Origin of the sequence: Amycolatopsis sp. NPDC051128, from assembly GCF_040682715.1 — a bacterium.
In the GTDB taxonomy this organism is placed as follows: Bacteria; Actinomycetota; Actinomycetes; order Mycobacteriales; family Pseudonocardiaceae; genus Amycolatopsis.
This window is the reverse complement of record NZ_JBFBBN010000017.1, coordinates 135,566-148,292: the sequence shown is the minus strand read 5'-3', so window position 1 is coordinate 148,292 and position 12,727 is coordinate 135,566. Positions and strand designations below refer to the sequence as shown.

Annotated in this window: 2 protein-coding genes; both read right to left on the bottom strand. The window is 74.8% G+C overall.

The genetic code is table 11. From position 1 onward, the window contains the following. Positions 1–4: 4 nt before the first annotated feature. Complete coding sequence (locus tag AB0M82_RS19810) at positions 5–11,260, bottom strand: amino acid adenylation domain-containing protein (RefSeq protein ID WP_364723566.1); 11,256 nt, start codon at positions 11,258–11,260, stop codon at positions 5–7. 90 nt (positions 11,261–11,350) lie between these two features. After that, on the bottom strand, positions 11,351–12,721 hold the full coding sequence (locus tag AB0M82_RS19805; RefSeq protein ID WP_364723564.1) for a serine hydrolase domain-containing protein: 1,371 nt from the start codon (positions 12,719–12,721) through the stop codon (positions 11,351–11,353). Between the last annotated feature and the right edge of the window lie 6 nt (positions 12,722–12,727).

Below are 12,727 nucleotides of genomic sequence, written 5' to 3'. Positions count from 1 at the left end.
CGCTCTACGGCGCGGCGTTCGACGACGGCGCGTACTGCTTCGCCTGGTGGCGGCTGCATTGAGGGACTTCAAGTCCCTCAATGCGACATTCACGGCACGTCCCTTCGTCCACACCGGACAAGTCGAGGTGCCGGAGGGCGGGAATCTTGGCGTCGGGACGGAATTCCTGCCGCCATCCGTCGGCGGTGCGGGTGAACCGGGTGCGCAGGGCCTCGTGGCGGGCGAACACCGCGGTGAGCGCGGTGGCGAGCGCCGAGAGATCCACCTCCGGGTCCAGTTCGGCCATTGTGGACATCGTGAAGTGGTCGCGGTGGCCGGTGTCGAAGAACCACTGCTGGATCGGGGTGAGCGGGGCCGGGCCGGCGAACCCCGGCTCGGGGCCCGTGGCCGGGTCCGTGCCGGCGACCAGCGCGAGTTCGGCGATGTTCTGGTGGCGGAAGACGTCCTTGGACGTCAGGCGCAGACCGTGCTGCCGGGCCCGGGAGACGACCTGGATGCTGAGGATCGAATCCCCGCCCAGCGCGAAGAAGTTGTCCGCCACCCCCGGCCGCTCGACGCCAAGGACGTCGGCCCAGATCTTCGCGAGCAGCCGCTCGGTGGGCGTGCGCGGAGCGGTCCGGCCGGTGGACGGCGCCACGAGCGGGCCGGGCGCGGGCAGCGCGCGGCGGTCGACCTTGCCGCTGGCCGCCAGGGGCAGCCGGTCGAGCGGGACGAACACCGACGGCACCAGGTGGTCGGGCAGGCTCGTCTTGAGCCGGGTCCGCAGCTCACCCGGGTCCACCGGGGCGCCATCGGTGGTGACGACGTAGGCGACGAGGCGGGCGTGGCCGTCGTCGCGGCGGGCGGCCACCACCGCGTCGGCGACCTCGGGCAGGGCGCGCAGCGCGGCCTCGACCTCGCCGGGCTCGATGCGGAAGCCGCGGATCTTCACCTGGTCGTCGGCGCGGCCGAGGTACTCCAGGTCGCCGTCGCGGGTCCAGCGGACGCGGTCGCCGGTGGCGTACATCCGGCTGCCGGGCGCCCCGAACGGGTCCGGCAGGAACCGGTCCGCCGTCGCTCCCGGCCGGTCGAGGTAGCCGCGGGCGAGCTGGACGCCGGCCAGGTGCAGTTCACCGGGGACGCCGATCGGCGCCGGGCGCAGCCGGTCGTCGAGCACGTAGGCCCGCACGTTCCCGGCCGGGCGGCCGATCACTTCGCGCGCGGTCGCCCCGATCCGGCACATCGTCGCGTCTACAGTGGACTCGGTCGGGCCGTAGAGGTTGAACGCGGTGACGCCGTCGGCGTCGGCGAGCTCGCGCCACAGCGCGTCCCCGACGGCCTCCCCGCCCAGCAGCAGCACCGACGGCCGGTGCCGGCCCGCGTCGAGGAGCCCGGCGTCGAGCAGGTGCCGGACGAACGACGGCGTCGAGTTGACCAGGTCGATCGCGTGGCCGGCGACGTAGCCGGCGAGCACCGCGGGGTCGAGCCGGGCGTCCCCGTCGATCACGTGCAGCTCGTGCCCGGCGGTCAGCATCAGCAGCAGCGGCTCCCAGGACGCGTCGAACGAGAACGCGGCGGTCAGCGCCACCCGCAGGCGGTCCTTACCGGCCGCGGCGGCGAACGCGTCCGCGTGGTCGACGGCCAGGTTGGCCAGGGCGCGATGGCTGACGACGACACCCTTCGGCACACCGGTGGACCCGGAGGTGTAGATCGTGTAAGCGGCGTGGTCGAGGCGGAGCGGCTCGAGCCGGTCGGCATCCGTGAGGTTCGCGCCGGAAACCGGGTCCGGCACGCGGACCGGTTCGGTGACCAGCACCGCCGGGCGGGTCTCGGCCAGCAGCGCTTCCCGGCGGGCCGGCGGCAGCTCGGGATCCAGGTACAGGTGGACGGCCCCCGCCTTGAGCACGGCGAGGATGGTGGCGACCAGGTCCGCGGAGCGGTCCAGCGCGACGGCCACGAACCGCTCGGGGCCGGCGCCGCGGCCGACGAGTTCGCGGGCGATCCGGTTCGCCCGGGTGTTCAGCTCGGCGAAACTCATGGTGGTGTCACCGCAGACCAGCGCGGTCGCGTCCGGGGTGCGCGCGGCCCGCGCCTCGAACAGTTCGGTCACGGTGCCGGTGGGCGCCGGCCGGCCGGTGGCATTCCAGGTTTCGACCACCAGCTCGCGTTCGGCCGCGGGCAGCAGCGGGAGCGTGTCGACGGGCCGGGCGGGATCGGCCGCGACGGCGGCGAGCAGCACCGTCAGGTGCTCGGCGAAGCGCCGGATCGTGGCCGCGTCGAACAGGTCCGTGTTGTAGTTGAGCAGGCCGCGCAGGCCATCGGGCCGCTCCTCGAACTCGATGCTGAGGTCGAACCCGGCGGTGGTCATCGGCAGGCTGAGGTCGCTCGCGGCGAGCCCGGCGAGGGCGGGCAGCCGGTTGCCCGCGTTCTGCAGCGTCACCAGCACCTCGAACAGGGGCGTGCGGCTGGTGTCTCGGTCGGGGTCCAGCTCGTCGACGAGACGCTCGAACGGCACGTCCTGGTGGGCGAACGCGTCCAGGACCGTCCGGCGGACGGCGGCGAGCACTTCCCCGAAGTCCTGGCGCCCGTCGAGGCGCGAACGCAGCACGACGGTGTTGACGAACATCCCGACGAGGTGCCGGACCTCGGGGTGGTCGCGGCCGGAGGTCACCGTGCCGACGGCGACGTCGTCCTGTCCGGACCAGCGGCGCAGCACCAGCTGGCAGGCCGCGACCAGCGCCGTGAACAGGGTGGTGTCCCGGTCGGCGGCCAGCCGGCGCAGCCTTTGCTGCGCCTCGGCGCCGAGGGCGAACTCGTGCTCGGCGCCGTTCGACGTCCGGGTCACCGGCCGGGGACGGTCGGTCGGCAGGTCGAGCGGGCGCAGGCCGTCGAGCTGCCGCCGCCAGAAGTCGAGCTGCTCGTCGGCGACTTCACCGGTGAGGTTTTCCCGTTGCCACGCGGCGAAGTCCGCGTACTGGATCGGCAACGCGGGCAGTTCGGCGTGCGCGTCGCCGTAGAGGGCGGCGAGCTCCCCGGCGAGGACACCCATCGACCAGCCGTCGGTGACGATGTGGTGCAGGGACAGGACGAACGCGTGGTCGTCGGCGGCCACGCGGGCGAGCCGCGCCCGCAGCAGCGGGCCCCGGGTCAGGTCGAACGGCCGGGCGAGGTCGCCGGCCAGCAGCCGCCGCAGGTTTTCCTCCGGCGTCCCGGGCCCGTCGCCGAGGTCGGTGACCGGCAGCGCGAGCTCCCACGGCTCCCCGACGATCTGGCGGGGCCGGCCGTCGACGGAGGCGAAGGTGGTGCGCAGGGACTCGTGCCGGGCGATCAGGGTGTTCAGCGCCCGGGCGAGGGCGTCGGGCCGCAGGGCACCGCGCAGCCGCACCCCGAAGACGGTGACGTGGTCGGTGCTGCCCGGGGCGAACTCTTCGAGGAACCACAGGCGCTGCTGGGCGAAGGACAGCGGCAGGTCGTGCTCGCGGCTCACCGGGGCGATCGCCGCGCGGCCCGCGTCCGCGGGCGCCGCGGCCAGGGAGGCCGCGAGCCCCGCGACCGTCGGGGTGTCGAACACGCTGCGCGGCGAGACGTCGACGCCGAGGGCGTCGCGCAGCGCGGAGGCCAGCCGGATGCTGAGGATGGAATCCCCGCCCAGCTCGAAGAAGCTGTCCTCGGCCCCGGCCCGGTCCAGGCCGAGCGTTTCGGCCAGGACCGCCGCGACCGTGCGTTCGGCGTCGGTGCGCGGCTCGACGAACTCCGCGCCCGCCGTCCCGGTGGCGTCCGGCGCCGGCAACGCGCGGTGGTCGAGCTTTCCGTTGCGCGTCAACGGCATCGCGTCGACGGCGACGAACGCCGACGGCACCATGTAGTCCGGCAGCGTCCGGGCCAGCCGCTCGCGCAGCAGCGCGGTGGCCGGCGGGGCCGCCGGGTCGGCCGCGACGACGTAGGCGACCAGCCGCTTGCGACCGGGTTCGTCCTCGCGGGCGAGGACCGCCGCGGCGCCGACCTCCGGCAGGGCCAGCAGGGTGGCCTCGATCTCGCCCGGTTCGATGCGGAAGCCCCGGATCTTGACCTGCTGGTCGGCGCGTCCGTGGTAGCGCAGCGCGCCGCCGCCGGTGCGGGAGACCAGGTCCCCGGACCGGTACATCCGGGAGCCGGGCGCGCCGAACGGGTCGGCGACGAACCGGGCGGCGGTCAGCCCTGGACGGCCGAGGTAGCCGCGGGCCAGTCCGTCGCCGGCGACGTGGAGTTCGCCGGGCACCCCGGGCGGGACGGGGTTCAGGTCGGCGTCGAGGACGTACCCGCGCAGGTCGGGCAGGACGTCGCCGACGAGACCGGTACCGTCCACATCGGACCCGAGGTCGTGGTGGGTGACGTGCACGGTGGTCTCGGTGATGCCGTACATGTTCACCAGGCGCGGGGCGCGGTCGCCGTGCCGCCGGTACCAGCCGGCCAGCCGGCGCGTGTCGAGCGCCTCCCCGCCGAAGATCACGTGGCGCAGCGCGAGGCGGGCGCCGAGCCCGGGGTCGTCCTCGTCGGCCCGGGCGAGCTGGTAGAACGCCGACGGCGTCTGGTTGAGCACGGTGACGCCTTCGTCGGCCAGCAGGCGCAGGAACTCCCGCGGCGAGCGCGAGACGGCGTGGGGCACGACGACGAGCCGGCCGCCGTGCAGCAGCGGGCCCCAGATCTCCCAGACGGAGAAGTCGAACGCGTAGGAGTGGAACAGGGTCCACACGTCTTCACGGCCGAAGCCGAACCGGCCGGCGGTCGCGGCGAACAGCCGGGTGACGTTGCGGTGCGGGATCACCACGCCCTTGGGCTGCCCGGTCGAGCCGGAGGTGTAGATGACGTACGCCGGGTGCTCGGGGGTGCACCGCGGCGGCGGATCGGTGTCCGGGCCGGTTCCCTCGACGTCCCCGGGAGTCAGGACGGTGACGGGATCGGTGTCGGCGAGCATCCGCTCGGCCCGCTCGGCCGGCGTGGCCGGGTCGATCGGCAGGTAGGCGGCTCCGGCCTTGAGCACGGCGAGGATCGCGACGACCTGCTCCGGCGAGCGCGGCAGGCGCAGGGCGACGAACCGCTCGGGCCCGGCGCCGAGCGCGATCAGCCGGTGCGCCAGCCGGTTCGCGCGGGCGTTGAGTTCGGCGTAGGACAGGGAGGTGCCTTCGCCGGTGAGGGCGATGGCGTCCGGAGTGGCGGCCACCTGGGCGGCGAACAGCTCCGTGAGGGTGGGTGCGGGCAGCGACGGCGAGACCGGGCCGCCGGGGAGCCCCACGCGGTCGGCGGCCGAGAGCCACGGCAGCCGGGCGATCGCGCGGTCCGGGTCTTCGGCCAGCGCCAGCAGCAGGGTCTCCAGCCGGGCGGCGAGCGCTTCGGCGGTGGCCGCGTCGAACAGCGCCGGGTCGGTGGCGAGCTCGAAACCCAGCCGCCGGTCGAGGTAGGCGCGCAGGGTCACCGGGAAGGTCGTGGCGTCGAGCGCGGTGACCTCGCGCAGGGTGACGCCGGCGCGGGCGGCGGCGTCCTCGTCGAACGGGTAGTTCTCGAACGCGACCATGCTGTCGAACAGGTTCTGCCCGGCCGGGACATCACTGAGCGCGCGCAGCCGCCCGAGGGCGACGAAGTCGTAGCGCCGCGCCCGGTTCTGCTCGTCCTGCAGCCGCCCCAGCCACGGCAGCACCTGCTCGCCACCGTCGACGCGGGTGCGGGTCGGGATGGTGTTGATGAACATCCCGATCATGGTTTCGACGCCGGGCAGGTCGTCGGGCCTGCCGGAGACGGTGGTGCCGAACACGACGTCGGGCTCGCCGCTCTGGTGGGCCAGCAGCAGCGCCCAGGCCCCCTGGACGAGGGTGTTGACGGTCAGGCCGTGACGCCGGGCCACGTCCCGCAGCCGCGTGGTGTCCTCGGCGGTCAGCGAGACCCGGACCGGCCGCGAGGACCGGGTCCGGTGCGCCCGGTCCGGCGACCGGTCCCACGGCAGCGGCGTCGGGGTGGTGAACCCGGACAGCACCTCGCGCCAGTGGTCCTCGGCCGCGGTGACGTCCTGCGCGGCCAGCCAGCCGAGGTAGTCGCGGAACGGGCGGTGGGCCGGGACGCGCGGGACCCGGCTCCCGGTGATCGCGGCGTACTGCTCGACCACCTCGGTGAAGATCTGGGCCAGGCTCCAGCCGTCGAGCACGATGTGGTGGGAGGTCCACAGCAGCAGCACCCGGTCGTGGCCGAGCGCGACGATGCCCAGCCGCATCAGCGGGGCGGTGGCCAGGTCCATCCCGGCGGCGGCGTCTTCGGCCGAGAGCCGGTCCAGCTGGGCGGCCTGCTCGGCCTCGGACAGGCCGCGCCAGTCGTGGCGGACGATCGGCACGACCGCCCGGCGCCGCACCACCTGCAGGGGTTCCTCGACGCCGTCCCAGACCAGCCGGGTGCGCAGCACCGGGGTCCGGTCGGCCACCTGCTGCCAGGCCCGCGCGAACGCGGCGGGGTCGTGGACGCCGTCGAGCAGCATCCGGGCCTGGTCGATGTAGGCGTCGGCCTCCGGGTCGAGCAGGCTGTGGAACAGCATGCCCGCCTGCAGCGGGGTGAGCGGGTAGATGTCCTCGACGTCGTGGCCGTCGCCGGCGATCCGGTCCACAGTGGATTGGTCGAGGCGGGCGAGCGGGAAGTCGGACGGCGTGCGGCCGCCGGCGCCGGGCCGCGCGCAGTGCGCGACGATCTCCCGCAGCGCCGCCAGCATCGCTTCGGCGAGCTCCCGGACCGTCTCCCGGTCGTTGACCTGCTCGGAGTAGGACCACGTCAGCGACAGCGCGCCGGAGTCGACCACGCCGGTCACGTCGAGCTGGTAGGTGTTCGCCTCGTCCGGCGCGATCTCCGGGCCCGTGTCGTCGTCGTGGCGGCCGCGGAAGAGGCCGTCGCCGCCGGCGCCGGAGTCCCACCGGCCGTGGTAGTTGAAGCAGATCTGGGGCAGCGGAAGGGATCGCAGGGCCTCCCCTGGTGCGCCGGGACCACCGAGGTGGCGCAGGGCCTCGTAGCTGAGGCCGCGGCGCGGGACGGCCCGCAGCTGCTCCTTGACCGCCTTGAGGGTGGCGCCCCAGTCCCCCGACGGCGGCAGGTCGAGCGCCACCGGGAACTGCGTGGTGAACCAGCCGACCGTGCGGGAGAGGTCGACGCCGTCGAGGACGTCCTCCCGGCCGTGGCCCTCCAGCGCGATCACGACGCCGTCCTGCCCGGTCCGGTCCGCGAGCGCCCGCCCGAGCGCGCTCAGCAGCACGTCGTTGACCTGCGTCCGGTAGCTCGCGGGGACCCGGTGCAGCAGCGCGTCGGTGTCGGCGGCGCCGAGGGTCACGGTCAGCGTCCGCGTGGAGCCGGCGGTGCCGGCGCCGTCCCGGTCGACCGGCAGCGCCGTCGGGGCCCGGCCGGCCACGCGGGTCCAGTGCTCGACGTCGGCGTCGAAACCCCCGGCGCGCACGTGCTCCCGCAGCAGGTGCGCCCAGCGGGTGAACGTCGTGCCCGCGGCGGGCAGCCGGACCGGGGCGCCGGCGAGGGCCTGGTGGTAGGCGGTGTCGAGGTCGCCCAGCAGCGTCCGCAGCGAGACCCCGTCGGCCACGAGGTGGTGCACGGCCAGGAACAGCAGCGGCGGCCGGGTGCCGAGGACGAGCAGCACCGCCCCGGCGACCACGCCGGTGGTCAGGTCCAGCGCGGCCCGCACCTGGGCCGCCGCGGCCTCGATTCCGGCGCGCTGCCCGGTTTCGCCGAGCGAAGAGAGGTCACGGATCCGCAGGATCCCGGTCGGCGGCGTGGGCACGACCTCCTGCCGCCACTCGCCGTCGAGGAGGAAGAACCGGGTCCGCAGGGCCTCGTGGTGGGCGACGACCGCGTCGACCGCGGTCCGCAGGGCCTCGTGGCCGACGTCGGAAGGCAGTTCGAGCAGCTGCGACATGGTGAAGTGGTCCAGCGGCCCGTGGGTGTCGAAGAACCAGTGCTGGATCGGGGTCAGCGGCGCGGGTCCGCCGACCGGCGCCGTCACGGCCGGGGCGTGCGCCGAGCCGGCCTGCACGACGGTCGCCAGCCCGGCGATGGTCTGGTGGAGGAAGATGTCGCGCGAGGTCAGCCGCAGGCCGGCCTGCCGCGCCTGGGCGACGACCTGGATGCTCAGGATCGAGTCGCCGCCGAGGCCGAAGAAGTTGTCCTCGACCCCGACGCGGTCGTTGCCGAGCACCTCCGACCAGATGGCCACCAGCTGGTGCTCGACGGTGGTCCGCGCCGGAACGTAGGCCTGGTCGCCGTCGTCGGTGGCGCCGGGCGCCGGGAGTGCCCGGCGGTCGACCTTTCCGTGGGGCGTCAGTGGAACGGCGTCGATCGGCACGAACGCCGAGGGCACCAGGTAGTCGGGCAGGGTGGCCCGCAGGGCCTGGCGCAGGTCGGCCGCGGCCGGTGGCACCTGGCCCGCCGCGACGACGTAGGCCACCAGCCGGGCATGCCCCTCGTCGGTCCGGTGGGCGACGACGACAGCGGCGGTGACACCGGGCAGGCGCAGCAGCGCGGCCTCGACCTCGCCCGGTTCGACCCGGAACCCGCGGATCTTCACCTGGTCGTCGAGGCGGCCCAGGTACTCCAGCTGCCCGTCCGCCGTCCAGCGGACGCGGTCCCCGGTGCGGTACATCCGTTCGCCGGGGGCGCCGAAGGGGTTCGCGACGAAGCTGCCGGCGGTCCGGCCCGGGCGGCCGAGGTAGCCGCGGGCGAGCTGCGCGCCGGCGAGGCAGAGTTCTCCGGCCACGCCGGTGGGCACCGGCCGGAGGTCCTCGTCGAGGACGTGGGCGCGGGTGTTGGCCAGCGGGCGGCCGAGCACCGGACGCGCGGTGGCGCCGACCCGGCAGGACACCGCGTCCACTGTGTACTCGGTCGGGCCGTAGAAGTTGTGTGCCACCGTGACTTCGGCGTCGGCCAAGGCGCGCCAAAGGGGCTCGTCGAGGGCTTCGCCGCCGAGCATCAGGATCTTCGGCCGGTGCCGGGGGTCGGTCAGCAGCCCGGCGGGCACGAGCCGGCGCAGGTAGGTCGGGGTCAGGTCGAGGAAGTCGATCCGGTTCTCGGCGATGTGGTCGACGAGGGCGTGCGCGTCCAGCCGGACGTCGTCGCCGATGAGGTGCAGTTCGTGGCCGTCGGCCAGCAGCACCGGGCCTTCCAGCGACGTGTCGAAGGACAGCGTCGCGGTCAGCGCGACCCGCAGCCGCCGTCCGGGGGCGGCGAAGTCGTTGCGGTGGTTGAACAACAGGTTGGTGAGGTTGCGGTGCGGGACCGCCACGCCCTTGGGGCGGCCGGTGGAGCCCGAGGTGTAGATGACGTAGGCGGTGTTGGCGGGCCGCAGTGGGGCGGCGCGGTCGGCGTCGGTGAGGTCGGTGCCGGGGTGCCGCGTCAGCGCGGCGGTGGTGTCCGGGGTGCCGAGGACGAGCCCGGTGCCGGGCACGGGCGTGGTCTCGTCGCCGTCGTGGGTGACGACCAGCGTGGCGCCGGCGTCCGCCAGCAGCAGCGCGATCCGGTCGGCGGGCAGGGCCGGGTCGATCGGCAGGTACACCGCGCCGGCCTTCAGCACCGCGAGCAGCGCGACGATGGCCTCGGCCGTGCGGGGCAGGGCGAGCGCGACGACCTGTTCCGGGCCGGCGCCCAGCGCGACGAGGTGGCGCGCGAGCCGGTTGGCGCGGGCGTTGAGCTCGGCGAAACTGAGCTCGGTGGCCCCGGCGACCAGCGCGGTCTCGTCGGGGATGCGGTGGGCCTGGGACTCGAACAGCTCGGTGAGGGTGGCCGCGGGCACGTCCAGCGCGGTGTCGTTCCACTCGGTGAGCAGCCGCCGCCGTTCGGCGCCGGTCAGCAGCGGCAGCTCGCCGACCGGGCGGGCGGCGTCGGCGGCGATCGCGGTGAGCAGCACGGTGAGGTGCTCGGCCAGCGCGGCCATGGTCCGCTCGTCGAACAGGTCGGTGTTGTACTCCAGCGATCCTTCGAGAGTGGTGGCGGTCTGCTGGAACTCGACGGTGAGGTCGAAGTTGGCGGCGCGCCGGGCCACCTCGACCGGTTCGGCCGTCAGGCCGGCGAAGTCCGGCTGTCCGCCCGCGCGCCCGTGCAGCAGCACCATGGCGTCGAACAGCGGGTTGCGGCTGGGATCGCGGTCGATCCGCAGCGCTTCGACCAGCTTTTCGAACGGGGCCTCGGCGTGCTCGAAGGACTCCAGCACCGTCGTGCGGACGGCGTCGAGGAACGACTCGAACGTCGTCGTCCGGTCCACTGTGGACCGGACGACGACGGTGTCGACGAAGAAGCCGACCGTCCGTTCGAGCTCCGGGCGGCCCCGGCCGGAGACGACGGTGCCCAGCGCGATGTCGCTCCGGCCGGTGTACCGGGCGAACAGCACCTGGCAGGCCGCGACGAGCACGGTGTAGAGCGTCGTGTCGCGGGCCCTGGCGAGCCCGGCGAGCCCGGCGGCGACGCCGGCCGGGACGCTGAAGCCGTACACGGCACCCGCCGTCGTGCGCACCGCGGGCCGGGGCCGGTCGGTCGGCAGGTCCAGGGGTTCGACGCCGGCCAGCTGGGTGGTCCAGTAGGCGAGGTGCCGGTCCAGCGCCGGCCCGGCGAGCCGGTCGCGTTGCCACACGGCGAAGTCGGCGTACTGGATCTCCGGCTCGGGCAGGGCAGCGGGTTCGCCGCGCACGGCGGCCGCGTAGAGCGCGCCGAGTTCGCCGACCAGGATGCCCATCGACTCGCCGTCGGTGACGATGTGGTGGGCGGTGAGCAGCAGGACGTGGTGGTCTTCGGCGACGCGCGCCAGCAGCACCCGGACCAGCGGGCCGCGGCGGAGGTCGAACGAGCGGGCGTACTCGGCGCCCAGCACCTCGTCCAGGTCGGCGGGCCGCAGCGTGGGATCGGTGGTCAGGTCGACCGTCCGCACCGGGATCTCCGGGTGCGCGTGGACGACCTGGACGGGGGTGCCGCCGGTGTCGCTGATGGTGGTGCGCAGGGATTCGTGGCGGGCCACCAGGTCCCGGAGCGCGCCGGTGAGCGCCGCGGTGTCGAGCGTCCCGGTCAGCCGCAGCCCGACCGCGCTGTTGTATTCGGCGTCCCCCGGCCGGAACTCGTCGAGGAACCACAGGCGCTGCTGGGCGAACGACAGCGGCAGGGCGTCCGCCCGCGACGCCCGGCGGATCACGTCGGACCGCTCCGCCCGCCCGGCCAGCCGGCGCTTGAGCGTCTCGCGCAGCTCGGCGGGCAACGCGTCGATGCGGCTCTTTCTCGAGGTGGTCATGGTTCGCTTTCCTCACAGCACTGTTCAGGCGGTTCAGGCGGTTCGGGCGGTTCGGGTGTTCGGGACAGGCGAGCCGGGGACGCGCGCGGGTCAGGAGACCTTGCGGCGGCGGGCGATCCGGCCCCCGGCCTGCATCGCGCTGACCGTCCCGGTGGCGGGGTCGGTCAGGAACCGGCCCCCGACGATCCGGCGTCCGGTGCCGGGTTCCCGCACCGAGAACGACCCGTTGGCGAGCACCGCGAGCTCCGGGTAGACCTCGCCGTCGACGACCAGGACCGCGCCGCCGTCGGCGCGCACGTCGACGTGGTATTCCAGGTCGCCGTTGGTGTAGCTGCCGGACAGGTCGGCCGGCGGCCGGGTGGCCCGGTCGAGGTCGCGGGGCAGCTCGTAGTCTCCGACCGGCAGGCCCGCGGCCCGCAGCTCGCCGACCAGGTCCACCCACAGCGCCGACCCGGTGCCGGCGTTGGTGGTGAGCGCGACGACGCGGCCGTGTTCGTGATCCACCCGCAGGTGGCAGGAGGTGCCGTCGGCGGTGCCGTCGTGACCGGCCCAGTCCGCGTCGGCCCCCCGGTAGCCGGCCAGGCCGAGGCCCCAGCCGTCGGCCAGGCCGAAGGGCTCCGCGCCCGGCACCGGCCGCCGCATCAGGTCGAGCAGGTCCGCCGGCAGCGGGGTTTCGCCCCCGCAGTACATGCGGCCGAATTCGACGAGGTCCCCGGCGCTCAGCGCGAGCGCCCCGGCCGGGGCTTCGACGATGCTCAGGGTCTGTGCGACCGGCCGGGCTCGGCCGGTCGCGGCGTGCACCGCGTGGCCGCTGACGTGGGTACCGGCCCGGCGCCGCGACCCCGGCGCCACGACGAACGCCGGCACGATCCCGAGCGCGTCGAGCAGCAGCGTGTCGACCGCCTCCCACCAGCTCATGCCGGTGATGGCCTCGACCAGGTAGCCGGTGAGCACGTAACCGACATTGGAATACGAAAAGCCCTGCCCTGGCGGCTGGACGAGCCCGGCGTCGCGGCACGCGCGCACGTACCGCCGGGCCGACCCGGCGCTGTCGGCGGCGGCGCCGAGCGCGGCCGGCAGCCCGCCGGTGTGGCTCAGCACCTGGGCGACGGTGGCCCGGCCGACCTGGGGGCCGAGGTCGGCGAGGTGCTCCCCGAGCGCGTCACCGGGTTCGAGGTCGCCGTCGGCGACGAGCAGCATCGCCAGCGCCGCGGTGAACGCCTTCGTGATGGAGCCGACCGGGAACTTCGCGACGGCGGTGATCCCGCCGACCGCGACGGACCGCGTCCGGCCGCCGGCGTGGATCGCCAGCTGGGCCGCGGGCACCCCGTGCCGGCGGGCCAGTCCCTCGAGCAGCCGCCGCAGCCGGTCGTCCTCGGGGACGGCCGGGCCGCGGTGGTCCCGGTCCGGACCGGCGTGGGGCGCGAGGTGGAGGGTCTGGGAAAACGTGGGAGAGGGCACGGGCTG

Excerpts from the sequence above, each read along its gene's own strand:
- AB0M82_RS19810 (WP_364723566.1), bottom strand. The coding sequence starts at position 11,260 with ATGACCACCTCGAGAAAGAGCCGCATCGACGCGTTGCCCGCCGAGCTG.